This window comes from Chromatiales bacterium (assembly GCA_014323925.1).
Taxonomy (GTDB): Bacteria; Pseudomonadota; Gammaproteobacteria; order Poriferisulfidales; family Oxydemutatoraceae; genus SP5GCR1.
In genome coordinates, this window is record JACONC010000002.1 from 33,122 (window position 1) to 57,922 (window position 24,801).

The following is a 24,801-nucleotide window of genomic DNA, read 5'->3' on the forward strand; positions in this document are numbered from 1 at the left end:
TTGCTATTTTATTTTCAGCCCGGCTTCAGCACCGTCGTCGGGTGATAACAAGAACAAACGCGCACCGTCACCCGCTGCTAAAACCATACCATGCGAAGTGCCGAAACGCATCTTTTTCGGTTCTAGATTGGCGACTACGACGACCAACTTTCCGACCAGTTCGCTACTGTTATAAGCATTTTTAATTCCGGCAATGATAGTGCGCGTAGTGTTCTCTCCTAAATCTACTGAAAGCTCAAGTAATTTATCAGCACCGTCAATTTCCTTGGCAGATATGATACGCGCAGTTCGCAAGTCTACCTTTTGGAACGCTGACAGGCTAATCGTTTGTGCTACGGATAAAGGCGCAGTTTCGGTTTTCGAGGTGGATGCTTTCTCGCGTTGCTGGGCTATTGCCTCATCTGCAATCATCGCTTTCACCTTCTTTAGTTCAACGCGCGACATCAACGGCTTGAAGGTCGCTATGGTATGACGGTCTTTGCCTGCAAAAGAGTTATCATCCCAGTGCGATACTGAGATATTTAAAAACTTCTCGGCGGCTTCGGTCATTATTGGTAGCACTGGTTTCAGATACAAGCACAAACGACTAAACAGCAGTATGCCTAAACTGCATATCTCGTGCAATTCGGCACTAGCGCCGTCGTGCTTGGCTATAGCCCAAGGTTTGTGACGGTCAATCAAGCGGTTTGCTTCATCAGCGAGTGACATAATCAAACGCATCGCTGTAGCATATTCTGTTTTTTCATAACTGTCGCGTATTTCTGTCTCTGCTTCCTTAAATTGTTGGTAGCACGGATGTTTGAATAATTGTTGCGAACAGATTATGCGGTTAGCAAAATGTTTGGAGATAAAGCTAGCACACCGTCCAGCAATATTCACTACTTTACCGACTAAATCGCTATTCACCCGTTGCACGAAGTCTTCTATATTGAGATCTATATCGTCTAAGCCGCTACCTAATTTAGCAGCAAAATAATAGCGTAGGTATTCTGGATTTAGGTGTTTGGTATAAGTCTCGGCTTTGATGAAAGTACCTCTAGATTTAGACATCTTTGCTCCGTTCACAGTTAGGAAGCCGTGGCTATAGACGCGGGTCGGTAGCCTTAGATCAGCACTGTGCAACAGTGCCGGCCAAAACAAAGTATGAAAATAGGCGATATCTTTGCCAATAAAATGATGTAATTCGGTATCGCTGTCAGCGTGCAAAAAATATTTGTAATCAAGTCTTTTGCTATCGCAATAATTCTTAAAGCTAGCGATATAACCTATAGGGGCATCCAGCCATACATAGAAATATTTGTCCGGATGGTCAGGTATTTCAAAGCCGAAGTAAGGCGCATCGCGTGAAATGTCCCAATCTTGCAAACCAGACGCAAACCATTCGTCCAACTTATTCCTAATGCCCGGCGGTACGCACCCCGACGATAGCCACGATTTCAAATGTTCTTCCAACATATGCAATTTGAAGAAGTAATGCTCTGATTCGCGCAACACCGGTTTGTCGCCAGAGATCACTGAGATAGGATTTATCAATTCCGATGCGTTGTAGGTAGACCCGCAAACCTCGCAACAATCCCCGTATTGATCAGTTGCGCCACAACGAGGACATTCACCGCGTATATAGCGGTCAGGTAAAAACATCTTAGCAGTTTTATCGTAGGCTTGTTGTATCTTACGTTTTTCTATATAACCTTTTTCTTTTGCGCACTGATAGATCTGATTACTTATTTGGCGATTTTCCTCCGAGTGCGTTGAATGATAGTTGTCAAACTCTATGTGAAAAGCCTTAAAGTCTCTCAGGTGTGCTGCGTGCATTTCGGTAATTAACTGCTCAGGTTCTATGCCTGCAGCCTGCGCTTTGAGCATAACCGGTGTGCCGTGCGCATCGTCAGCACATACATAGTAGCAATCGTTGCCGATCAATCTTTGGAAGCGTGCCCAAATATCGGTTTGTATGTATTCCAGCAAATGTCCGATATGAATAGGGCCGTTTGCATATGGCAAAGCACTGGTTACTAGTATTTCTCTTTTATTAGTCATCGGGTATCGTTCAGGTAGTATTCCTTGTAAAGACGATTTCATATATCTATCGCTACATAGTATATAATGGCTACTTTAATAATGAGTAATACAATGGCTAATAAAGAAACGATAGAATGCATTCTCGGCGACATTATAGACCCCAATACTGCTAAAGATTTAATCGCATCTAAGGAAGTTAAGCAGATTGATGTCGACGGCAATAAGGTTGTTGTGCGTATCCAGTTGGGTTATCCTGCACAATCTTTTGCCGCTTCTTTGAGTGAGGAGATAAAGCACAAAATCAATGCTTTAGAGGGTGCCCTAGAGGTTTCTGTAAAGGTTGATTGGGATATTATCTCCCACTCAGTGCAGAAAAATCTCAAGCCTATGCGACAGATCAAAAATGTAATCGCCGTGGCTTCCGGCAAGGGTGGTGTTGGCAAGTCGACCACTGCTGTCAATTTAGCTTTAGCACTTTCCGCCGAAGGGGCAAAAGTCGGTATATTAGATGCCGATATCTACGGACCTAGTCAGCCTACTATGCTAGGCCTTAAAGGACAGCCCGACTCCAAAGACGGTAAAACTCTTGAGCCGATGGAAAAACATAACTTGCAGGCGATGTCTATCGGCTTTTTGATAGAAGAGGACACGCCGATGATTTGGCGAGGCCCTATGGTCACCCAAGCTCTAGAGCAATTATTGAACAATACGAATTGGACTGATTTAGATTACTTGATTGTAGATTTACCACCTGGCACAGGTGATGTGCAGTTGACCTTGGCTCAAAAAATACCTGTAAGCGGTGCAATTATAGTAACTACACCACAGGACATTGCCTTGCTAGACGCTCGCAAAGGCGTCAAAATGTTTCAAAAAGTTGATGTGCCTATACTAGGTATTATTGAAAACATGAGTGTGCATATCTGTAGTCAATGTGGTCACGAGGAACACATTTTCGGTCGTGGTGGTGGGCAGGCGATGTCCAAAGACTACAATGTAGAATTGCTAGGGTCTTTGCCACTCGATGTTAATATACGCGAACAGACTGATAGCGGAGTACCCACCGTATTGGCTGATGCTGAGGGGCGCCCCACGCAGATCTACAAAGAGGTTGCTCGCAAAGCAGCAGCTAAGCTTGCCATACAAGGTAAAGACTATTCGGCCAAGTTTCCTAAAATCGTTATCCAAACCGACTAGTTTAACTATTAGTTTAATGTCCATAAAACCTGACAAATGGATACGCGAGATGGCGTTAAAAGGTATGATTACGCCGTTTGAGTCCGATCAAATCAGCACTGTGAATAATCAAAAAGTAATTTCGTACGGCACTTCTAGTTATGGTTATGATATTCGTTGTAGTGAGCACTTCAAAATATTCACCAACATCAACTCAACGATTGTTGATCCTAAAGCGTTCAGCGAGAAAAGCTTTCTCGATGTACACTCAGATGTCTGCATTATCCCCCCTAACTCTTTTGCATTGGCAAGCACCATAGAGTATCTGCATATTCCTCGTTCGGTACTAGCTATTTGCGTTGGCAAATCAACTTATGCTCGTTGTGGCATCATCGTTAATGTGACTCCACTGGAACCAGAATGGGAGGGACATATCACACTTGAGTTTTCCAATACTTCACCGCTGCCGGCTAAAATTTACGCTGGCGAAGGGGTTGCACAACTATTGTTTTTTGAATCTGATACTCAATGTGCGGTGTCTTATAAAGATCGTTCAGGTAAGTATCAAAAACAAACTGGTGTTACCTTGCCCAAGGCATAAATTGTGTCTAGGGAGTTTTAATCTAAAAATATTTTACAAAACCATAGGATCGTCTCTACGGTATTATGGTACTTTGTATCCACTCATAGCGCGTGCTTATATACGATATGCGCCTTTGGTCATTATTTTAGCGGTGAGTCTCATCAGGATACGAATTACATTCGGCAGTTTATAACCGCTAATCAGGTGCGCCGCCTGAGCATGCTCGGCCTCATCGGCAATAACCTGTAGGATAATTGTGCGGGTTGCTAAATCTTTGGGTGACAGAAGATTGAGGTGAGATTTCAAGTGCTCGACAACTTGTTCTTCGGTTTCTTCTATGAATGCCAAACTCCAGCGGTCCCCGGCGATAGCTGCCGCTGCTCCGATAGCAACTGAGCCTGCATACCATAGTGGTGCCAATGCGCTGGTGTGCCCACCCAACTGCTCTATGCGTCGTTTACACCAATATAAATGGTCTGCTTCTTGGTGTGCACTGTCTAACAGATGTTCGCGAGTTGCTGTTTTGCGGGCGAATAACGCCTGCCCGTGATAAAGTCCTTGTGCCGCTATTTCCCCGGCGTGGTTGACACGCATCAAACGCGCAGCCATTTCTGTTTCCTTGATAGTTAAATCACCTTCCGCTATTGTCGCTGCCGGATATGCTCGCCGCCCTTTCGGTGATATGCCGCTGACCGTGCGCAGTAAGAGGTCGGTTTTGATAATCAATCGGTCAACCAAGGAGTATTTGGGCATTGGTCTTAGGGTGTTTGTAATTGCTGATAGAGCAATACGACCGGATGCATCACTTTGTAATTCAATCCACGCAACCAAATCCTACGCCTTAAATGCATGGCGCATCCGATGTTCGAAGTGAGAAGAATCTCGCTATCGCTGTGCTTCATAGCGTCTATTGTAACATCGGCCAGTGTATTACCCTGCGATTGATGTTTCACTATCTGTAAGCCTGCTGCCCCGCAACAACCAGTTTGTGGTGTTAGCGATACGATGCGCAAGTCCGGAATCATACTTAACAACTTCATTGGTGCTTGTTGTTGCGCTAATACATTTTGCATTGAACACGGTGTGTGTAGTGCGACGGTCTTGGACAGCTTGTTAAAATTTAGATATTCAGCATGTTTGAGTAAAAAACTATGAATGTCGTAATGATGTGCCGATAGTTCATTATTATATTGTTGTAATCTCGCGCCGCAGCCGCTAGCACACGATATAACCGGGATACTAGGATTGAATGCATTAGTATTTCTCAGCATCAAACTATGCGCAGCTTTCAAATCACCGGTATGTTGATGTATCGCACCGCAACAGTATTGTTTGTTGTTGAACTGCACCTTAAAACCAACTGCCATAAGTAGTTTTTCCGCTGCCGCCAAAGTATTTTGATCGCATATTGAAGCGACACAACCGCTAAATAAAGCTACGGTTTTATCTGTCGAGTCAGCCCCTATAGTTGTTCTTTTGATAGGCAAGCTCAACCGTTTAGGTAGCATCGCATCCCAAGCAGCAATGTCGAGTCGCTTGAATAGGGAGCGACTTCTCAGCCACGACTGTGCTCCCGACCGTTGGTATAGTCTTATAAGTAGGGCAATAACAAGACGAAGTTTGCGAGAGGCTATTAGCAATTTCAGCCATAACGGTAACGGCGTCGCTTGCTTTTGTTCGGCTAAATAATATTCGGTATTATCTATTAATGTTCCGAACAACACTTGCGCCGGACAAACACGCTCGCAGTGCAGGCAATGCAAGCACGATTCAATATGCAAGCGCACATGATCATCAGCCTGTAGTTGTCCTTTCGCCAATGCTTTGGCCAGTAAAACTCGCCCCCTAGGCGAGTCGGCTTCGTTGTGTTTGATACTAAATGTTGGGCAATGCGGCAAGCATAAGCCGCACATCACACAACGTTCACTGTCTGCTAGTATTTTATCTCGTAATTTTTGCTTGCCATCGTACATCTTATATAATCATATCAAAACAAATTGCTGTTTGCCCATTAGGGTGGATGACAATATTAAAGGGTATTAAAATGAAGATTATTTTTCTCGCCACCGGCGGAACTTTTGACAAGCTATATTACGATGCGCTGAGCGATTATCAAATCGGCGATCCGCAAGTGCCGGGGATATTGAGGCAAGCTGCTGTATCAGTCGATTATCAAGTAGACACTATCATAGGCAAAGACAGCTTAGACATTAATGACGCCGACCGTGCTGCTTTGCGTTCGCGCATAAAAAGTGATACCAATACGCATTTTGTCGTTATCCATGGCACCGACACCATGCCCGAAACTGCTTGCTCTTTGCAAGGCATCAATGACAAAACGATTGTTCTAACTGGTGCGATGCAGCCAGCTCGCTTTAAGGATAGCGATGCTGAATTCAATGTCGGGTTTGCGGTGGCTGCGGTTCAACTGCTAGAATCAGGTGTTTATATCGCAATGAACGGGAGAGTTTTTGCTGCCGACAAAGTACGAAAAAATAGAGACCAAGGTTACTTTGAAACCATTTAAGTTTTCACTCCTTTGTCTTGAAAAATGCGGTTGCATCTCCATATTATAAATGTCCGATTAACAATGATATGGAGGAAAGAAAATGTATAACCCTATAATATTGTCTAACTTCAATAGACTGTTTGATCCGTTTGATAGGATGTTAGCTTGGTCTGGCGGTAAAGGTGAAGCCGAAGACTCTAATCATTTGTTCACCCCGGCAGTAGATGTCAAGGAAAGTGATACGGGTTGGCTTTTTTACGCTGACTTGCCCGGAATCAAAGCAAACGACATAGATGTACATGTGGAAGACGATAGTCTTGTGATATCGGCAAAGCACTCATCTGAAGTGAGTAGAAATGGAGAGCAATATATACATACTGAGCGTCGTGTAGGTAGTTACCAGAGACGCTTTGCTTTGCCTCCGACTGCTGATACAGAGAGTATTTCCGCTCATCACGAGAATGGTTTGCTGAAGATTTTGGTAGCGAAAAAAGAATCTGTGCAACCTAAAAAAATATCAGTGGCAGTCAATTAAGTATAGTGTCAACATAAAATCGAGAGCGTGCTGTGGCACGCTCTCGTATTATTGTTTGAGATGTATGTTTGGTACACAATGTCTAAAGCTTTTTTTATAAAAAAAATATATACCCTATTTCTGTCCATCACGGTATCAGTGTTTGGTGCAACATTGGTTTATGCATCAACATCTGCTGCAGCTATGCCGAGCTTGGCGCCTATGCTTGAAAAGGCGATGCCGGCAGTCGTTAATATCGCAACTGAGGAAGTTATCGAGATTTATCGCCGCCCCCATCCTTTTTCTAACGACCCTTTTTTTAGGCGGTTCTTTGACTTCCCAGAATTTGAGCAAGGTAGAAAAGAAGAACGCCGCCGTAGCGGTGTAGGTTCTGGTGTTATCATTGATGCCGATCAAGGCTACATTATTACCAACGCTCATGTAGTCAAAGCTGCTGATAATATTTATGTAACTCTGGATAACGACAACCGTTATACCGCCAAGATAGTCGGTATCGACGAGGAAGCCGATATTGCAGTCATCGCAATAGACGCACAAGATCTAGTAGAAATACCTATAGGCGATTCCGAGGCTATTAGGGTAGGAGATTTTGCCGTTGCCATTGGTAATCCTTTTCAACTCGAACACACAGTAACTTTAGGAATTATTAGTGCCCTTGGACGCAGCGGATTAGGGATCGAGTCGTATGAGGATTTTATACAGACCGACGCCTCTATAAACCCTGGTAACTCTGGTGGGGCACTGGTTGATTTAGAAGGTCGCCTGATAGGCATCAACACCGCAATTTTGGGTGCAAACAGAAACATCGGCATTGGTTTTGCCATACCAGTCAATATGGCAATGAATATCACTGAGCAACTAATTGAACATGGTGAAGTGAAGCGAGGTCGATTGGGTGTAATCGTTCAAACGCTGACTCAGGATTTAGCTGACGCATTTGGTCTGGAGCAAAAAAAAGGTGTGGTGATTACTGAAGTGCAACCCGGTTCCGCGGCTGAGAAAGCAGGCATTGAACCGGGCGACATTATCTTGTCGGTCAACGGCAAAGCGATCGAAAACAGTGCCGACATAAGAAACTATATCGGACTGCTACGCTTGGGATCTAAGGTGGTTTTGGAAGTCCTCAGGGACGATGACGAACTTGAGATAGCCGCTTACATTACAGCTAGAAAAATGACTGCTACCAATGGCGATCGCTTTGACAGCCGTCTCTCAGGTGCTGTTTTATCCGAAAGTGATAACCCTGAGAAGCCCGGCGTAGAAATAAACGAAGTGCGTAGCGGCAGCATCGCAAACCGCTACGGCTTGCAAAAAGGTGATCTTATCGTCGCCGTTAATCGTCGCACGATAAAAGATTTTGATGACTTCAGATCTCTCATTGACAAGGACAAACCGCTACTATTGAAAATACTACGTGGCAACAATGCCATGTTTCTTGTTTTACGTTAGTACCTTAGTATCGCTACCCCTACCACTGAAACCGTGGCGGCGATTTGGTTGTCCATAACCAAGCTAAGCAGGTACCAGTGCCCCTGTCTGGGTGCGCCATTCAGCACTTGTTTTACTACCATTGGTCGGAGAAATCCCCATCCGCTAACAGATAAATTATATTTTAAGCAATCTATGCAAGCGATGCGTATTTGGTCGCACACTGCTTCTTAGGTATAATTGGGATATAGGAGTTTAACCATGCAAGAGATTGATGTTGATGAATTAAATGCCTTTATTAAGGCGCTTGAAGAGCGGCAGCAAGCAACCGACAGGTTGTTTGAGAAAACCAGGCAAGAGCTGAGGGAAATTTCATTACAGGCAGACAAACGTTTTGAGGAGACCAGGCAGGAGCTGAGAGAAATTTCATTACAAGCAGACAGACGCGCTAAAGAAGCCGACAAACGTGCTGAAGAGGCAGACAAACGCTTTAAGGAAATGTCACTAGAAGCAGACAAACGATCTAAAGCAATAGACAAACGTTTTGAGGAAACCAGACAGGAACGGAAGGAAATGTCATTAGAAGCGGACAAACGTTTTGCGGAAATGTCCCTAGAAGCAGAAAAACGCTTTAAGGAAACTGAACGAGTAATTAAAGAAAGTGATTTGAAGACTGACAAGCAAATAAGAGAGCTTAGAGGCGAATTTACTAGTCGCTGGGGTAGGTTGGTGGAGTCTTTAGTCTCTGGTGACTTAGTAAAACTGTTGAAAGCACGTAACATTGATATAGATAGAGTCTACGGAAATGATAAAGGCATATGGCAAGGACAGCAATACGAGTTTGATATTGTTGCTTGCAACGGTACGGATATTGTAGTCACTGAGGTGAAGTCAATGTTGAATATAAAAAGTGTAGATTACTTTTTAGAGAGGATGAAACTATTTAAGCTTTCGCATAGCAATGAAGTGAGGGATAAGAATTTATACGGAGCGGTTGCGTATCTGCATGTTGATAATGGTGTAGATGTATACGCACAACGACAAGGTTTATTTGTCATCAGAGCTACTGGTGGTAGTGCGAGCATAACCAACCAAGCAGGATTCACACCCAAATCTTTTTAGTCGCCAGCGATGCATATTTGGCACTGCACCGCTACAGGTATAATCGGAACAGAGGAGTTTAACCATGTCCGAGATTGATTTTGATAAATTAATTGCCTCTATTAAGGAGCATACAGAGCAGCAGAAAGCAACCGCTAGGTTGCTTGAGAAAACTTTTCTAGAGACCGACAAACGTTTTGAGGAAACTAGGCAGAAACGGAGGGAGATGTCATTAGAAGCGGACAGACGCGCTGCAGAATCGGACAAACGTTTTAAGGAAATGTCCGAACGCCGCAAAGCCGAAGCCGCCGAGCGGTCTAAAGAAGCAGCCAGACGCGCTGAAGAAGCGGACAAACGTTTTAAGGAAATGTCTGAACGCCGCAAAGCCGAAGCCGCCGAGTGGTCTAAAGAAGCAGACAGACGCGCTGAAGAAGCGGACAAAAGCTTTCAGGAAGTGTCACTAGAAGCAGACAAACGATCTAAAGCAATGGACAAAAGTTTTGAGGAGACCAGGCAGGAGCTGAGAGAAATGTCACTAGAAGCCGACAAACGATCTAAAGAAGCAGACAGACGCGCTGAAGAAGCCGACAAACGCTTTAAGAAACTCAAACGAGTGCTTAGGAAAAGTAGTTTGAAGACTGATAGACAAATGAGAAAACTTGAGAATGAATGGAGTAGCCCATGGAGTAGGCTAGTGGATTCTTTAGTCGCCGGTGATATAGTCCGGTTACTGAAACAACGGAACATGGATATAAATAGAGTCTACCAAGATGATAGAGGTACCTGGAAAGGTCAGCAATATGTGTTTGATGTTGTTGCTTTCACCAGTACGGATGTTGTGGTCACTGAAGTGAAGCCGAAGTTGCAGAAAAAAAGTGTGAATGACTTTTTAGAGAAGATGAAACTATTTAAGCTTTCGCATAGCGATGTGGTGAGGGATAAAAATTTATACGGAGCGGTAGCGTATATACGCGCTCCTAATGGCGTAGATGTATACGCACAACGACAGGGTTTATTTGTCATCAAGGCCACTCGTGATAGTGCGCGCATAACCAACGAAGCAGGATTCACACCCAAACCTTTTTAGCCGCCAGCGATGGGAAGATAGATCCTGAAGACACTCGCCGCCCTCACAACCTGCTGTTGTCGGGCGCAAGCACGCCAACAAATTATTCGCAATATTTTATAAAGATGTTATAGTTCTACAACAGTAAATGCTGTGACAGGAGAGATGATAGTGTCTGAACTTACTAAAAGCATCAAAGATTTATTAGCGGAAGCAATGAACAATGTTGCCGCTTTAGAAATAGACGAAGCTAAAAAATTAGTTGCCAGCGATCATGTACAATTTGTAGATGTTCGTGACCCGAACGAATGGGCGACCAACGGGATGATAAAAAATGCAATTGGTGCATCTAGAGGCATGCTTGAGTTTATGGCTGACCCCGATAGCCCGTACCACAACCCGGCCTTTAGCCATAACAAGCAGCTGATCCTATACTGTGCCAAGGGACCTCGCTCGGCATTAGCAGCTTGGAGTCTAAAACAAATGGGTTTTGAAAAAGTTTGCTATCTCGGCGGTGGTTTTAATGCCTGGCTCGATGCCGACGGCGAAACCGTTTATGAAGAATAGGGAAAGTGGCACTTTGGGAGACAAAATATTGCTGTACCATTCTTGCAAGATGTAGATAGCAAGGCATTTATCTTTATTTAGGCACTATATATTGACTATTATCTTTATTAGTGTATGATACTCAATCATAGATAAAGAGAATCAATAGCATTGCTTTGTGCCTTGAATATATTTATAATGGTTTTCTCTATGTATTGATTTTTTAATATTTATAATATTATGGGGTATAATGAAAATATGTTGACTAAAAATAGTAATAGTTTGCCAATAACGGAAAGTGCCAGCTTGCAAAAAACTACTTGCACGCGGTGTACAATATAATAATTAAAAGGGAGTGAGATTATGAACACGCTTAAATTACTTCGCCCACTAAGCTGGTGGTTGGTTTTAATAATGAGTACTACGGCAGGTGTTGCTGGTGCCCAGACGATGAGAACTAACCTGATGCTACCAGACTCTGATCCCTATTGTACCGCTGATGGATATCCGAATTTGGGTAGAGTAGGAGGTGCTGCACCACCGGATTGTCCTCTTATAGGTCCCTTAACTATACCAAGACAAGATGGTCAAAGCGAAGCTGATGTTGTGGTGGATTGGGTTTTAGTAGAGTTACATGCAATCCCACAAGAACAAGATGGTACGTCTAATTTGAGTGAAGCAAATGCCGGAACCGTTATCGCCCGTAAGCCAGCATTGCTTTTAAACAATGGACGGGTAGTAGATGCAGAGGAGTTTACTGACAATCCTAGGACAAGAACTCAAATACAGTCCTGCAATGGTGTGGAACCAAATGAAGAAAACTGTCCCTCTGTTATATTTGATGATACCAATATAGACGAAGGGAATGATTTATATATTGTATTACGCCATAGACATCATTTGGATGTAATATCAAGTAGTGCTGTGACGGAGGCCACTAATGGCCATTATGAGTACGATTTTACGGAAGAGACTATATCTAGGACGCGAGGATTTACTGGGTCACAGACACTGCCGAGTACACCTCAGATGATTGCAGGTGATGTAGATAATAACCGTAATGTAGACATAAGTGATTTCACTGATAGCGAACGTGGCTTTTCAACCCAATTCGGTAGGTCTACAGGAGGATATTTTAGCGGGGATTATGATATGAATGGTAATGTAGATATAAGTGATTTTACAGCACTATTCTCGCCGAATTTTGGTAGGGTGGGGACGGTTGCGCCCCTTATATCAGATAATTAGAGTTAATGAAACGAAGGAGAAACTAAAGATGAAAATAATAAATCATTTCATTGGATTGATACTGCTGGTATTACTGGTTCAAAGCAGTGCTTATGGCCAATTTACATTTGTTCCGAGCCGTTTCCAATATGATATCAGCCCTACTTGCTCTACGTGTGATACTGACGATGGTATACTACATTGGCATTTTGATTTAGATTCAATTCGCATAATAGATGCCACAGAAAGCGAACCGGCTAAATTGCAAATTACTATTCAAAATAGATTTTCTCGTACAGTTTCTACTATTGCTTCAAACCAGCGAGTAGAGGCGCTTAATATGCCGATTTCTTCTAATATAGATGCTTTTACTGACTTAACAGATTCATGTGAAGTAGAATTCTCACCAGATTTTCGGGCAACGAGTGAGGGGGGGCGACTAAATGCTACATATAATAGGGTTATAGCGAATGCAAACTTTGGTGGTGTTGAATCAGCAATCAATATCACTATGACTGCCGCCGACACCTTTAATCTGTTTCGAGGGCCTTTCGTTGATAGAGATCAAATAGTATCTGTTGGTGCGACATTTCAGGATACTTATACCCTAACATGTGATATTCAAAATAATAACCAAGAAGCGGGCTTTGCATTTAATGCCTCTGTTGGTTTTACTGGGAGTTCATTTCGGTTATATACAGACCCGACTTCTAATGCTTTTGCTGATGTTATTCAGAGGACAGCGTCACAATTAGCTGATAACGATTTACGTGGCTTTAGGCTAGATGGCAAGACTTGGGCACAGGATTATGCTCGCTATAGCGATGGCGCAGGAGTGCGGCTTGAGTTTTCAAAAGGTATACAAACGACATTAACCTCTGTGAATTTTATGATTGAGGGTTCTACCGCAACCGTATCAGAAGTTGAACATACGGCTGGCGAATCTTACGCTAATGTTGTGCTGAGTGATCCGGTAAGTGGGGGTATACTAAGGCTCGTTTCTCCATCGGATAGTGCTGTTATGGATGCTGATGGTACCGCATTGGCAGATGGCAATTTCCTTGCTTCGCTAGGATATGATGCAGACGCACCACGCGTTGATTCCTCTGATGACGTATCTGCCCGTATCACAACTTTCAACGCAGAAGAGCAAGAAATAGTAGACCAAGACAGCGGCAATAATTATTCAGTAAGAGAGATAACTTTTAGTTCACCAATTAGTGTTGCCACTATAGATAACTCTGACATATGTGTTACTGAGACTGAGCGTGGTTCATGTGTGACTGAAGGTACTCTCCCTGCTGTTGCTAACATTTATGGTGGTTCTGAAGACACGGTCACGACCTCAACGATAAGAGTGCTAATCAATGAAGGAGATGGTAGTACAGCGAGTAGCGGAAGATCACTAGAGTTTAGGCGCAATGCCATGCTGGGTGCCGACTATAGAGTAGTTGAAGATTATCAAACGGCATTACGAGGTATTATTGATATAGCGGATACTCAACCACCAGTAATTACGGTCACCCAAGCTGAGGCGACTGCTGCCGATAATAATGAGTTGATGTATACGATTACATTCACTGTAACAGCTAATGAATCTGTCCCAACACTGAATCGTTCGAATTCTTATACATTGTTGCGCATACCTAGAACAGGTAATGCTGAGGAAATTATACCTGATACTCAGAACATCTCAGGCAACGACCGTCAAGCAACGCTGACATATACTTACACATTTACTGGTGACGATGCTGATGCTGCTCAAGCTGCGTTGAGTGAAACAAATGGCTTCGCATTGGCAAGATCTTCGGAAGATGTATTAGTTGATAGAAGTGGCAATATGCCTATGGTTGGGACAAATGGAGAGCTAGATCCCAATAATGATGATGCGGTGGCAGGACTAACGCAAGTACTGACTTGTGCGACATTTTATCCCTTTATAAACCAAACTCAACTATGGCTACAAGTTAGAAATGTTGGGAATCCTGATCCTGACGGCTTTAAATATACGGACGATATGGGAATGGAGGTTGAGGTTCCCTCTGACGATATACAAGTTTCTTCAAGGGTAGAGGATGGTGAAACGATATATATAGTCAGCATAACCCGTCCTGAAATCGGAATGAATTCTGAAGGGGATCCGGTCCAAGCTATAGAGGTTAGCTACACCCCCACCACAGGCGGTGGTGCTGCAGAGGAAGAGACTGCAATGTGTAGGCGTAGTGATTTAATGGAGCCAAACAGTACAAATAACGCTGACGGAGACGATGCAATAGATATAGTCGATGAAGAGCCATTTAATCCCGACAATGCAATGATTATTGGTGGTGGGCTAAGCGATGATATGGTTACTCTTGTAGATGCAAACACAGGCGAATACTATAGCCGTAGCTATCTTGTACGTAGCTTAGTGAGAGATGAAGATCTTAGTTATTTTGATGGTCGTGAAGTTCAATCAGTCACGCCAGAGATAACTTCTGTAGAATACTTTGGTATAGAAGGGAGCGATGCCAGAGCGTTTAATCTAGATGCTGTTTCTGGTTCAGGTTGCCGTACTATTTTAGAGGCAGCAGTTGCCCGGAACATATCAGGGGTAAATATGGTTGAACATTGTGGTGCGAATATAACTGATCAATTTGGTTCCGAACTTCCAGGAACGCAATTTTATGTTTGGGTATTACTTGATGGTGATGGCAGACTGAACAGCCAACCGCTTTATATAAATTCTGATGGTGTTTCTGATCGTGCTTCTAATGGAGTTAATGTGTTGCCCGAAATAAACTTCAGCGGTCAACCTTCCTATTTGCTGCTCACAAATCCTCGCACACGAACAGTTAACATATCGGCTTATGCTGGTGATAGTAGTGTAGGCGATATTGACGCTAATGTAACTATTTTCACTAGTGACAGTGGTGGTACTACTGCGACAGGCAGTGTATCAGTATCGCTGATGCGGGAAAGTGATGCAGTATCCGCTATGGGAACCTATGATATAGGAAATAACGCAGATAGTGATGCTAAACTACTAGCTGCTGGAGAAAGTGCTACTTATTGGCTGTCTGGTTTAGGTATATGGTCTCCTACAAACCTGAATACGAGTGCGGTAGCAGGTGGGCGAGATAGTAGTGGTGATAATGCTCTTGGAGAGCTTAGCTATGCGGTAGGTGCGAATAATAATGTTGAAGTTCAGGTGGCAGAGGCACCGGCACCAGAAAGCCCAGAGGATCAACTCATTCGGATCGAGCAGATACTTCTATACAATGTAAATGACGACAATAATCTAGAGTTAGCCAATCGTGTAGTTGCAGGCAATGACTACTTTATAGTAGCAGATTACACTGCGCAAACAACGGCGGCGGCTGTAGTAACAATGATGCTTCCGGAAGGTTATACAGCAGATGCCGGAAGGATGCTTTCTACTACTCAAACTAATATAATAACTGATAATGATGAAATAACAGGCACAAATATTGATGCCATCTATTTCATGGTTGGTGATATTCAAACGACGACGACGATTGTAGTAGGCTGGGATAGCATTGGTAATGTAGAGGATGTGACAGCAACTTATCTAGCATTTCCAAGTGGCATGGGAACCATTATGGATACAGACTTGGATAATATTCCGAATAGTCCAGATGAAGCCCCAACTGATAATACATTGTTGCAATCTTTTGCTGGTATTAATGGTGCTGACACTGGAATGAATGGAAATGTATTACAATCGGCACCAATGGGTGATAAGCCATTGTTTATGTCCGATGCTGGACGCAATATGGCGATTCTTAGCAACACGCAATTTGCGTCAGCAAATATTAACTACGACACAGTATCTCCTGCTGTCGACGAAGAAGATGATCTTAATCTCCCATTTTTAATTACTCAAGCAGCAATAGAAAAACTGGCAACATTTGGAGTAAGAGATATAGACTATTCTTCTATTGACGATAACGGCAACCCAGCAGGTGGTATTGCTTATATAGTATTCCCAATGCAAACTGAAGGCGATGGTGAAGTAAGATATTTGAGTAAATATAACACCGAATCTGACAGATGGGAGCGTTTTGAAAGAGGTGATATAAGGGATAATGGCATAGACTATGATGACACATGGTATGCTATAGATAGAGGAGCACCAGATGCTGAATGTCCGACTGATATAGAGCAATATACCAATGAGCATCAAGCCGATGGCACGGATGACTTAGGTTTTACGGTGGGGAAAGGTGGCTGGAATTGTATTCTAGTAGCTGTAACTGATGGTGGTCCTTATGACAGCGATGGCACAGTCAACGGTAGGGTCATTGATCCCACAGCCACGAGCGTAGAACTCCTGACTGCAGGTTCATTCAGTGGTACTGCTCGGCGTGGCGGTGGCGGTGGTGGTGCTATTGGTATTGCCGATACATTGCTACTGATAACTGCACTGCTGATGCTGATAGCTACAGCAAGAAGGCAGCGCAAGCAATCACCATCAAATTAGTACTACTGATTAGAATGTATAAATGAAAAAGGCTGGGTTAAGCTCCTGCCTTTTTCTTTATGCATAAGAATGAGTTTGCCAGATGCTATAGTTGCTACTACGCCATATTAGTCGTACTGCTGGCTATATTCTGCACCTATCATAAAGAACTATTCCTATATCAGAGGACCTTATTCGAAGAACATCAGATTTGGCGACTATTTAGCGGACATTTCTCTCACCTAAACAACAAGCATTTACTCTCAAACCTACTCGCTTGGAGTATCATCTTTATATTAGGATTCAATTATTTATCCATTAAAAGATGTTTAGCATTATTATTCGTTTTGACATTATCAATTTCCTTGTGCTTATATTATTATGTACCCACAGTTATATTTTACGGTGGGCTATCTGGCGTCTTGCACGGCTATTTCGCCTATATTCTGGTGGAATGGATTAAGCGCAAACAAAAATTAGCTTGGTTAATTTTGTTTTTATTACTGATGAAAGTTTTAATTGAAAACTTTTCAAATGGTGTGTCTACTGGCGAATACTTAGACATCCGAGTTATCTCAGAAGTCCATATAATAGGCACATTTGTCGGCATTTTTACTGCTTTGCTGATTCCCAAAATAAGCCTTTTTAAGGCAAAACAGTTATAATACACCTATAGGTTATTAAGGAGGATTTAACAATGGCCAGCATATCATTACAAGGTAACGAAGTGCACACCAAAGGCAAAATACCTGCTGTCGGTACACAGGCACCCAACTTCATACTAGTGAATAAGGATTTAGAGAATATTTCTCTTACCGAGTATAAAGGCAAGAAAAAGCTAATCTCTATAGTTCCGAGTTTGGATACGCCGGTTTGTGCTACATCTGCTAAAAAGTTTGACGAAGCGATAGGAAAATTAGCGGATAGCGTATGCATCGTCGTATCTGCAGATTTACCTTTTGCAATGTCACGCTTCTGCGATACCGAGTCACAGAAGCATATTATCCCTCTGTCAATGATGCGTTCTAGGGAATTTGCCCAAGATTATGGTGTATTAATAGAAGATGGTCCTCTCGCCGGTATTACCGCAAGAGCCATTGTTGTATTGGATAAAACGGATATCGTTAAATATTCCGAATTAGTCAGTGAAATTAGCAACGAACCTAATTATGAGAAAGCACTGGAAGCTCTCAAAAACGCCTAAAATGAGACCCGCTGTAATAACCCCAGACTGTAGGGACACCTCTCTATAGGGTCGTCTGCAGGCACCTTTCAAAACTTAGTATATGCTGTGTTAAGCGTAGCGTAGATATATAGTGGTCAGAATTGACTAAAATTCTTGTTTACTTTTTGAATTGTAGATTTCTCTATACTAAGCCCTAGCAAAGGAAATCACAAACGGCATAGAACACTATCCTCCGCCAGCTTGTCGGATGAAAAAATTCTTTAGGGTAGGCATCCTGTTGACTAAGTGTAATCCACCGGTTCGTGCGTATATCCACATCGGCGATTGGTTGAAAAACAGCCACAGTAAGTATTCTAATCCGACTTTCATACATTGATTATAACCTTTAACGGTACGCTCATAACGGCGCAATAACGGATAACTCAATCGTCCATTGCGTTCATCTAATAAGCGAAGTAGCACAGCTAAATCTGCATAGCCTAAATTCGCACCTTGCCCAGCAAGCGGATGTATATTGTGAGCTGCATCTCCTATTAGCATCATTCCCGGTATTACATATCGGTCAACATAGCCACCGCGTAGTTCAACAGAAGCGACTGAACTTAGCAGTGATAATTCTCCGAGACATCCTTCTATTTCTTGCTCGGTTATTTTAATTAAGTCCTCGTTGTTTAGTTCGGCAATCCTCAGCGCTGATGAATTAGGATACGACCATACAACCGCACAGACCCGATCTGCTAGTGGCAGGAATGCCAATACTCCGTTAGCAGAGAATCGTTGCCATCCGGTCATCTTATGATCCTTTGCTGTTTGCACTATATAAGCAAATGCAGTTTGTTGATAGTCTTTTACAAACCACTTTACACCCATTAACCTACGCACTCTGGAATGTATGCCGTCAGCTCCGATGACCAACGAAAACTGCCGTTGCTCTCCGCTTTGTAATTCTGCCTCGACGATACCGCCTTTTGATACATTTGCTGATATTATTTGTGTATCACTACAGTGTATAGAACCGAGTTGATTGATACGCTGCCACAATGCATCTATCAAACATTTATGCTCAAGGATAATACCCAAGCGTTGCGCACCCATATCGCTTGCATCAAAGTGTATACGCCCGCTGCTATTGGCATCCCATACCTCTAAGGCTTCAAAGTCTGAATAGCGAGACAGTAAAGGTGTTACTCCAGCAGCTTTTAATAGATCAACCGACGCTTGGCTCAGTGCATAGGTGCGGGCATCGTAAGATACCGTATCGATATCGGCATCAGGTCGCCTAGCAAATAGTTGCACACTGATATTGAGTTGTGCTAAGCAAATAGCGCAGCTTAAACCGATCACGCCGCCACCGACTACTGCAACTGTCTGATTAGATTGTTGCATGGCGTGATTTTATGCTTGTACCGCTTGCAAGCCGCGGCCAAGGTGGCGATAGCCCTAGTGTTTTGCGAACTAAAACACGCCGTATAGGTGGCACCATGTCGAGAATGCTTAAGCCGCTACCTAGTAAAGGTGCGAACGGTGGCTTAAGTCCAATACATAATTTTGCCATCGCATGAGTGAAGTATATGACTTTACGTACATCGCCTCGCCGTTGTTGGCAGTAGTTATCTAGTAAACCCATTGCACCTGGGTCGGGCGCACCATATATGTGTTCGGCTAAAAATGCAATATCACGCAGTGACAGATTTAATCCTTGACCACCGACAGGATGTATAGTTTGAGCGCTGTCACCAAGCAATACCGCTCTGCCTATAGCGACATGTTTGGCATAACATAAAGTTAGAGGATAGGCAGTCCGTTTCCCTATTTTGTATATTTTGTCTATACGATTTCCTAGGTCTTGTTGCAATTGGTCGATAAATTCGCCATCGGATATATTCATAGCCGTAGTGCCTGCTGTCCCTACATAAACTCTGCCGATAATATATTCTCCGCGCCGATATGGCAACACGGCGATTAAACCATCGCTAGTAAAACGTTCGTAGGCGGTGTATTGTTCCAACGATTTGCTATATATGCGGGTGACGACTGCCGATTGTTTATAGTCTTTATATTGAAATGAAAAGCCTAACATGTTGCTAATATCGTTTTGGCGTCCTGAAGCTAAAATTAGCAACTTTGTTTTAATGGTGTGGCAAGTGCCGTTTTGTTTTAGCGACAATGATATATGTTTCCCTTGATCTATCGCAGTGTCCACTTGGGTAGACGAGTATATTGTCAGATTATCCAATCTGTGCAGTGTTTTATGCAGACTACTTAATAAATCTGATGCCTGAATAACGCAGCCCAGCAGATCTATACCTTCGTCTTCGGCACGGATGCGAGTGGCCCCGAACGCTTCTTTACGCGACACTCGTATCTCTCGCACTGGGCATACCTTATCCTCAATGTCACTCCAAACACCGATATTTTTTAGTATACGCCTACTACCATCCGACAATGCGATGCCGCGTAGCGGAATCTTATTTGCGCCATCTACTCTGATATCGTGGCTATCTATGATCGCAATAGAACTGTGGTAATGAGACAGAGTCGCTGCTGCCGACGCTCCTGTTAGCCCAGCTCCGACGATGACGATATCATATGGCATAAAATTGTACGACTAATTATCCGCTTGCAGCCATAACAGCTTCAATATCATCCACCTCCTTAACCAGATGTTGGCTGAGTACTTTAGGTTTTTGATTTGTTACTAGAACATCGTCCTCTATACGGATGCCAGTGTTGCGGAAATGTTTAGCAATATCGAGTCGGTTAGCTATGTACAGCCCCGGCTCAATGGTCAATACCATGCCTGCTTCAAAACGGCGGAGTTTGCCCGATTTATCCTTGTTGGCATCTGTTGTATCGTGAACATCTAATCCCAGCCAATGACCGATGCCGTGCATATAAAAATCTCGATAAGCTGCGCGCTTAATCAGAGCAGATAGCGGTCCTTTTAATAAGCCTATATCAATGAGTCCTCGGCTTAAGCTATGCGCTGCAACATTGTTTACATCGCACCAGCTATTACCGACTTTAACCTTAGCAATGGCTTGCAGCTGTGCTTCTAATACAACTTCGTAGAGTTCTCTTTGGTGACTCTTAAAACGCTTAGAGACCGGAATAGTGCGGGTTATGTCACTCGCATACATTTGATATTCAGCACCTGCATCTATGAGTAACAAACTGCCTGCTTTCAGGCGACTTTGATTATTGGTATAGTGCAGCACGCAGGCGTTCGCACCACCGGCAACTATAGACGGGTATGCTGCACGAGCATTATGTTGATTAAACACGCGCATAATCTCCGCATCTATTTGGTATTCGTATAATTGCGGACGACACATCTGCATTGCCCGGCGATGCGCACCGACTGAGATATCCACGGATTGTTGTATACCCTCTATTTCCAGCCTTGATTTCTTAAGCCTCAGCCGCCCTAATAGCGTGCGTATATCAATATAATGATTAGGTATTGTATGCCCGCGTTGGTTCCAGTATGCTTGTCCACACAGATCGACTAGTTGTGAGAACCTATTGCCATCAAGCGTATCGCAGTATAAGTTTTTTCTGCCATCTATCAATTGAGTAAAAACTTCAGAGAATGCATCCATTGGAAAAATTTTATCTGCACCAAAAGCTCGCTTCGCTCGATCAACACCTATACGAGCACCTTCCCACAAGGCAGTGTGTTCATCGTTTGGTGTACAGAATAAAATATAATCACCTAAAGAATGTCCGGCAGCAAGTACCATAATCATTTTATCTTCGGCATTACCATTGAGATAATAAAAATTACTATCTTGGCGATATCGATGATCAACATCATTGGAATAATTTCTCTGTTCGGCAGCAAACAGGCATACAATGGAATCCACTCCAGCTGCCTGCAAAACATGTTTTCGGCGATTAGCTAACTCTTTTTGAAAAATATTTTTTTGCGTCAAAACTTTGTTTACCATGTGAAGCTACTTCATAACAAGCGTATATTATTATAATCTTTAGTATGAGTTTTTATCGTTTATGTGTTGCTAAAGCACTTTGTCAGTTTGCCCAAATGCTGTGTAACTTATTGATAAACAGGAGTTATTTCGTTAATCTATCAGGTGTTTGGATTCTTTTATAAAGCAGTGCGAATAAAAAGTATCACGATATATTTTATCGAGCAAGCGTAATAGTAGACTCTATTTGCATGCTTAAGTGCTAAAAACATCCGTTTATAAGATGACTATAAAACTTGACGAATAAAAAAAAAACTATATCATCAGTACCTAATATGAATCAATTAACCTCTGAAAAATCTAATATAGATTCTATGTCGGAACTTGAGGAGCAAGTATCCTTGTTGCTTGATAGTCACGACAAGCTAAGAGAAGAGAACAGAATACTTTCTCAACAGAACCAAACTTTAGTATCTGAGAACTCTGTGTTGTCGGAAAAAAACAGGCAGGTAAGAGATAAAATAGAATCTTTACTAGAGCGTCTGAAAAGCATGAGTGGAGACACTGCTGATGAATGATGTTAAGCAAAAAGTTGAAGTAAGTATTATCGGAAAGTATTACCTAGTCAACTGCCCACAGCAAGAACAAGAAAAGCTAGCCGAAGCGGTTGATTTTCTGAACGAAAAAGTAGAGGAACTCAGGCAGAAAATGCACGGTATCAAGGTGGGAACTACCTATGACCGTGATAGCTTGCTGGCTGTTATTGCCCTTAATTTGAGTTATGAACTGATAAAAATGAATACTATGGTTTCCAGTAAATCTCTAGCAGCCGAAAAGCTGGTTAAGCAAATCAAAAGTAGCTTTGCGCAGCTGGAGTTGGAATCAGACTATACAACCCAAAAGAGTTTTGAGATGTCCCTGTGATGCACGCGAATCATCTATATAATCCTTTACCGTATTTAACGCTTAAGGTGTGTTGCGATGATACCGGTGTGCATGCTCAACATTATGAGAAGCCTAAAGGTATTAGGCGTGGCACCATTCCTATATCTGAGGGTCTAGGATTGCCGATGAAAACGGCATTGTCGGGGGTATCTCGCACATTAAGGGCGGCGACTGCAGCAGTATCGGATATCACGAGATATTCTATAAGGCAGCTGAGCCGGTTAACATGCTACACAACATTAAAGGGGGTAGACTATGGCTACCAAGCGTAGAACTGTAAAAAGGCTAGTAAAGAAAAAACCGAGCACTAAAAAGCGTTCGGTGCTAGCCAAACGCAGAGCGGCGAGTGCTGCTCTTAAAAAGAAGGCAGCTCCTAAGAAGAAGAGTACTTCTACGAAGAAGCGTGCAGCTCCTAAGAAGAAGAGTACTTCTACGAAGAAGCGTGCAGCTCCTAAGAAGAAGAGCACTTCTACGAAGAAGCGTGCGGCTCCTAAGAAGAAGAGCACTTCTACGAAGAAGCGTGCAGCTCCTAAGAAGAAGAGTACTTCTACGAAGAAGCGTGCGGCTCCTAAGAAGAAGAGTACTTCTACGAAGAAGCGTGCGGCTCCTAAGAAGAAGAGTACTTCTACTAAGAAGCGTGCAGCTCCTAAGAAGAAGAGTGCTTCTACGAAGAAGCGAGCAGCGCCTAAGAAGAAGGCGGCTAGAAAGAAAAGATAATATCTTTTCTGTGATAAGCCCTGGTGTTAAAGTCGGGGCTTATCCCATATTTTCAAATGCTGGGTGTGGTGGTATGTAGCCACGCCTTGCGAGCATCTAATACACTTCAGCGCATCACTGATGTGTTTCCAATAAATTATAAAAGTTAAGTTATATATGAAATTGATAATTAATATGGCACAGATAATGGTGCCGGTATATTTAATATTTTGTCTACTTTCGATAAGCGTGGCGTCAGTCGCTTATGCAGACAGCATGCATCGCCCTGATATGCATGCGCCTATTGGCGTAATGGGTGATCACGGACACAAGAAGGGCGAATGGATGTTTTCTTATCGCTACATGCGTATGGAAATGGACGGCAATCGTTCGGGTTCCAGAGACCAAACTATCGCTGAAGTACAACAAAATTTTTTGATAGCACCCATTGAGATGACAATGGAAATGCACATGTTCGGCGCTATGTATGGTTTAGGCAACAATCTCACTCTAATGGCTATGTTACCTTATATAGATAAGTCTATGGATTTAATCAATCGCGCGGATGTAAAGTTTAGAACTCGCGCACAAGGCCTGGGAGATACTAAGCTAATGGTTATGCGCAAACTATACAGCAAAAAGTCGGCTGATATGTCCTCTCGTTTGGGTATCGGACTAGGTTTAAGCCTGCCTACTGGAGATACCAACAAAAGAGGTACTACCCCATTAGGGAATATACGTTTACCTTATCCTATGCAGCTTGGTTCGGGTACCTACGACCCGATGATAGGGCTGACTTATGCTAGCTTTTACCCACAATGGTCGTGGGGAATGCAATTCCGTACAACCCAGCGACTAGGTAAAAACAACGAGGGTTATCGTCTAGGCGATGAATATTACGCAACCACTTGGGCGGCATACAAATATTCTGATTCTTTAAGTGTCGCAATGCGCGTTGACGGCAAGTCGTGGAACAACATATCCGGACGAGATAGAAATATAAGTCAGTTTATTAGAATGGGAGACAACCGAATACCATCGGTGCCGACAGCTTATCCTAATCTACGTGGTGGTGAACGCGCCGATGTAGGTATTAGTGTCAACTTCATACAGCAACACGGTATGTTCAAAGACCATCGGCTTGCCGCCGAGTTTTCTATACCCTTCTACCAACATTTAGACGGCCCCCAACTGGAGGTTGACTATATGTATACACTAGGTTGGCAAGCGCTATTCTAAAAAGCTATCGGTTCTGAGAGCATCGCTAAGATTTTGCATAAAGCAACTCATCTTTGTTATCGCGACGAACAGCCTAATCTTCTGCTATAATCGGAGCAACTACCCCATCAAAATAAGTGCAGTATCACTCATAGTTTCAATCTCCAATCAT

Annotated in this window: 22 protein-coding genes and 1 other RNA gene; 17 read left to right on the forward strand and 6 right to left on the reverse strand. The window is 43.1% G+C overall.

Features of this window, described 5'->3' with window-relative positions; translation table 11 throughout:
- Window positions 1-3: 3 nt before the first annotated feature.
- On the reverse strand, window positions 4-2,040 hold the full coding sequence (gene metG / locus GDA45_00985) for a methionine--tRNA ligase (protein ID MBC6413501.1): 2,037 nt from the start codon (window positions 2,038-2,040) through the stop codon (window positions 4-6).
- A gap of 81 nt (window positions 2,041-2,121) precedes the next feature.
- Between metG and apbC the strand changes: the two genes are divergently transcribed.
- Together apbC and GDA45_00995 are read left to right on the forward strand one after the other, a co-directional pair.
- The gene (gene apbC / locus GDA45_00990) at window positions 2,122-3,219 is read left to right on the forward strand and encodes an iron-sulfur cluster carrier protein ApbC (protein ID MBC6413502.1); all 1,098 of its coding nucleotides are present in this window, start codon (window positions 2,122-2,124) and stop codon (window positions 3,217-3,219) included.
- A gap of 16 nt (window positions 3,220-3,235) precedes the next feature.
- Window positions 3,236-3,799, forward strand: coding sequence for a dCTP deaminase (locus GDA45_00995; protein ID MBC6413503.1), 564 nt, complete (start codon window positions 3,236-3,238; stop codon window positions 3,797-3,799).
- 96 nt (window positions 3,800-3,895) lie between these two features.
- On the opposite strand, the gene coq7 is transcribed toward GDA45_00995, so the two are convergent.
- Window positions 3,896-4,534 carry a 2-polyprenyl-3-methyl-6-methoxy-1,4-benzoquinone monooxygenase gene (coq7, locus tag GDA45_01000; protein ID MBC6413504.1) on the reverse strand — a complete coding sequence of 213 codons (639 nt, stop codon included), beginning with the start codon at window positions 4,532-4,534 and terminating at the stop codon, window positions 3,896-3,898.
- 5 nt (window positions 4,535-4,539) lie between these two features.
- A complete protein-coding gene (locus tag GDA45_01005) occupies window positions 4,540-5,754 on the reverse strand; it encodes a (Fe-S)-binding protein (GenBank protein ID MBC6413505.1) in 1,215 nt (404 codons plus the stop codon).
- 71 nt (window positions 5,755-5,825) lie between these two features.
- Between GDA45_01005 and GDA45_01010 the strand changes: the two genes are divergently transcribed.
- The 10 genes from GDA45_01010 (at window position 5,826) to tpx (ending at window position 17,859) form a co-directional block, all read left to right on the forward strand.
- On the forward strand, window positions 5,826-6,308 hold the full coding sequence (locus GDA45_01010) for an asparaginase (protein ID MBC6413506.1): 483 nt from the start codon (window positions 5,826-5,828) through the stop codon (window positions 6,306-6,308).
- An 82-nt stretch (window positions 6,309-6,390) separates the two neighbouring features.
- Complete coding sequence (locus GDA45_01015; protein ID MBC6413507.1) at window positions 6,391-6,825, forward strand: Hsp20/alpha crystallin family protein; 435 nt, start codon at window positions 6,391-6,393, stop codon at window positions 6,823-6,825.
- A gap of 78 nt (window positions 6,826-6,903) precedes the next feature.
- Window positions 6,904-8,274, forward strand: a complete 1,371-nt coding sequence (locus GDA45_01020; protein MBC6413508.1) for a Do family serine endopeptidase — start codon at window positions 6,904-6,906, stop codon at window positions 8,272-8,274.
- Between the two features lie 240 nt (window positions 8,275-8,514).
- Window positions 8,515-9,375, forward strand: a complete 861-nt coding sequence (locus tag GDA45_01025; protein MBC6413509.1) for a hypothetical protein — start codon at window positions 8,515-8,517, stop codon at window positions 9,373-9,375.
- A gap of 64 nt (window positions 9,376-9,439) precedes the next feature.
- Window positions 9,440-10,441 (forward strand): hypothetical protein, encoded by a 1,002-nt coding sequence (locus tag GDA45_01030; protein MBC6413510.1) that lies wholly within the window; start codon window positions 9,440-9,442, stop codon window positions 10,439-10,441.
- Window positions 10,442-10,585: 144 nt separating this feature from the next.
- Window positions 10,586-10,987 carry a rhodanese-like domain-containing protein gene (locus tag GDA45_01035; protein ID MBC6413511.1) on the forward strand — a complete coding sequence of 134 codons (402 nt, stop codon included), beginning with the start codon at window positions 10,586-10,588 and terminating at the stop codon, window positions 10,985-10,987.
- A gap of 342 nt (window positions 10,988-11,329) precedes the next feature.
- Window positions 11,330-12,214 carry a hypothetical protein gene (locus GDA45_01040; GenBank protein MBC6413512.1) on the forward strand — a complete coding sequence of 295 codons (885 nt, stop codon included), beginning with the start codon at window positions 11,330-11,332 and terminating at the stop codon, window positions 12,212-12,214.
- 28 nt (window positions 12,215-12,242) lie between these two features.
- A complete protein-coding gene (locus GDA45_01045) occupies window positions 12,243-16,676 on the forward strand; it encodes a hypothetical protein (protein MBC6413513.1) in 4,434 nt (1,477 codons plus the stop codon).
- A 59-nt stretch (window positions 16,677-16,735) separates the two neighbouring features.
- A complete protein-coding gene (gene rrtA / locus GDA45_01050; GenBank protein ID MBC6413514.1) occupies window positions 16,736-17,320 on the forward strand; it encodes a rhombosortase in 585 nt (194 codons plus the stop codon).
- 32 nt (window positions 17,321-17,352) lie between these two features.
- Window positions 17,353-17,859, forward strand: a complete 507-nt coding sequence (gene tpx / locus GDA45_01055) for a thiol peroxidase (protein MBC6413515.1) — start codon at window positions 17,353-17,355, stop codon at window positions 17,857-17,859.
- Window positions 17,860-18,066: 207 nt separating this feature from the next.
- Here tpx and GDA45_01060 read toward each other — a convergent pair whose 3' ends face one another.
- The 3 genes from GDA45_01060 to GDA45_01070 are packed head-to-tail and all read right to left on the reverse strand — an operon-like array spanning window position 18,067 to window position 21,791.
- The gene (locus GDA45_01060; GenBank protein ID MBC6413516.1) at window positions 18,067-19,227 is read right to left on the reverse strand and encodes an FAD-dependent monooxygenase; all 1,161 of its coding nucleotides are present in this window, start codon (window positions 19,225-19,227) and stop codon (window positions 18,067-18,069) included.
- Window positions 19,214-20,437 carry an FAD-dependent monooxygenase gene (locus GDA45_01065; protein MBC6413517.1) on the reverse strand — a complete coding sequence of 408 codons (1,224 nt, stop codon included), beginning with the start codon at window positions 20,435-20,437 and terminating at the stop codon, window positions 19,214-19,216. The genes GDA45_01060 and GDA45_01065 overlap by 14 nt, the downstream gene beginning before the upstream one ends.
- 16 nt (window positions 20,438-20,453) lie before the next feature.
- Window positions 20,454-21,791 carry an aminopeptidase P N-terminal domain-containing protein gene (locus GDA45_01070; protein ID MBC6413518.1) on the reverse strand — a complete coding sequence of 446 codons (1,338 nt, stop codon included), beginning with the start codon at window positions 21,789-21,791 and terminating at the stop codon, window positions 20,454-20,456.
- A gap of 314 nt (window positions 21,792-22,105) precedes the next feature.
- Here GDA45_01070 and zapB point away from each other — a divergent pair, with 314 nt between their 5' ends.
- From zapB to GDA45_01095, 5 genes are all read left to right on the forward strand, one after another.
- Window positions 22,106-22,348, forward strand: a complete 243-nt coding sequence (zapB, locus tag GDA45_01075) for a cell division protein ZapB (GenBank protein ID MBC6413519.1) — start codon at window positions 22,106-22,108, stop codon at window positions 22,346-22,348.
- On the forward strand, window positions 22,341-22,694 hold the full coding sequence (locus tag GDA45_01080; GenBank protein MBC6413520.1) for a cell division protein ZapA: 354 nt from the start codon (window positions 22,341-22,343) through the stop codon (window positions 22,692-22,694). Before zapB ends, GDA45_01080 begins: the two co-directional genes overlap by 8 nt.
- Window positions 22,683-22,866: non-coding RNA, 6S RNA (gene ssrS, locus GDA45_01085), on the forward strand. The genes GDA45_01080 and ssrS overlap by 12 nt, the downstream gene beginning before the upstream one ends.
- Window positions 22,867-22,970: 104 nt before the next feature.
- Window positions 22,971-23,432 (forward strand): histone, encoded by a 462-nt coding sequence (locus GDA45_01090; protein ID MBC6413521.1) that lies wholly within the window; start codon window positions 22,971-22,973, stop codon window positions 23,430-23,432.
- 156 nt (window positions 23,433-23,588) lie between these two features.
- Window positions 23,589-24,650: a transporter gene (locus tag GDA45_01095; GenBank protein MBC6413522.1), complete on the forward strand. Its 1,062-nt coding sequence runs from the start codon at window positions 23,589-23,591 to the stop codon at window positions 24,648-24,650.
- The last annotated feature ends 151 nt before the right edge of the window (window positions 24,651-24,801 follow it).

Bases quoted from the DNA above. Each gene is read 5' to 3' on its own strand.
- metG (MBC6413501.1), bottom strand. From the start codon at position 2,040: ATGACTAATAAAAGAGAAATACTAGTAACCAGTGCTTTGCCATATGCA.
- apbC (MBC6413502.1), top strand. From the start codon at position 2,122: ATGAGTAATACAATGGCTAATAAAGAAACGATAGAATGCATTCTCGGC.
- GDA45_00995 (MBC6413503.1), top strand. From the start codon at position 3,236: ATGTCCATAAAACCTGACAAATGGATACGCGAGATGGCGTTAAAAGGT.
- coq7 (MBC6413504.1), bottom strand. From the start codon at position 4,534: ATGCCCAAATACTCCTTGGTTGACCGATTGATTATCAAAACCGACCTC.
- GDA45_01005 (MBC6413505.1), bottom strand. From the start codon at position 5,754: ATGTACGATGGCAAGCAAAAATTACGAGATAAAATACTAGCAGACAGT.
- GDA45_01010 (MBC6413506.1), top strand. From the start codon at position 5,826: ATGAAGATTATTTTTCTCGCCACCGGCGGAACTTTTGACAAGCTATAT.
- GDA45_01015 (MBC6413507.1), top strand. From the start codon at position 6,391: ATGTATAACCCTATAATATTGTCTAACTTCAATAGACTGTTTGATCCG.
- GDA45_01020 (MBC6413508.1), top strand. From the start codon at position 6,904: ATGTCTAAAGCTTTTTTTATAAAAAAAATATATACCCTATTTCTGTCC.
- GDA45_01025 (MBC6413509.1), top strand. From the start codon at position 8,515: ATGCAAGAGATTGATGTTGATGAATTAAATGCCTTTATTAAGGCGCTT.
- GDA45_01030 (MBC6413510.1), top strand. From the start codon at position 9,440: ATGTCCGAGATTGATTTTGATAAATTAATTGCCTCTATTAAGGAGCAT.
- GDA45_01035 (MBC6413511.1), top strand. From the start codon at position 10,586: ATGATAGTGTCTGAACTTACTAAAAGCATCAAAGATTTATTAGCGGAA.
- GDA45_01040 (MBC6413512.1), top strand. From the start codon at position 11,330: ATGAACACGCTTAAATTACTTCGCCCACTAAGCTGGTGGTTGGTTTTA.
- GDA45_01045 (MBC6413513.1), top strand. From the start codon at position 12,243: ATGAAAATAATAAATCATTTCATTGGATTGATACTGCTGGTATTACTG.
- rrtA (MBC6413514.1), top strand. From the start codon at position 16,736: ATGCATAAGAATGAGTTTGCCAGATGCTATAGTTGCTACTACGCCATA.
- tpx (MBC6413515.1), top strand. From the start codon at position 17,353: ATGGCCAGCATATCATTACAAGGTAACGAAGTGCACACCAAAGGCAAA.
- GDA45_01060 (MBC6413516.1), bottom strand. From the start codon at position 19,227: ATGCAACAATCTAATCAGACAGTTGCAGTAGTCGGTGGCGGCGTGATC.
- GDA45_01065 (MBC6413517.1), bottom strand. From the start codon at position 20,437: ATGCCATATGATATCGTCATCGTCGGAGCTGGGCTAACAGGAGCGTCG.
- GDA45_01070 (MBC6413518.1), bottom strand. From the start codon at position 21,791: ATGGTAAACAAAGTTTTGACGCAAAAAAATATTTTTCAAAAAGAGTTA.
- zapB (MBC6413519.1), top strand. From the start codon at position 22,106: ATGAATCAATTAACCTCTGAAAAATCTAATATAGATTCTATGTCGGAA.
- GDA45_01080 (MBC6413520.1), top strand. From the start codon at position 22,341: ATGAATGATGTTAAGCAAAAAGTTGAAGTAAGTATTATCGGAAAGTAT.
- GDA45_01090 (MBC6413521.1), top strand. From the start codon at position 22,971: ATGGCTACCAAGCGTAGAACTGTAAAAAGGCTAGTAAAGAAAAAACCG.
- GDA45_01095 (MBC6413522.1), top strand. From the start codon at position 23,589: ATGAAATTGATAATTAATATGGCACAGATAATGGTGCCGGTATATTTA.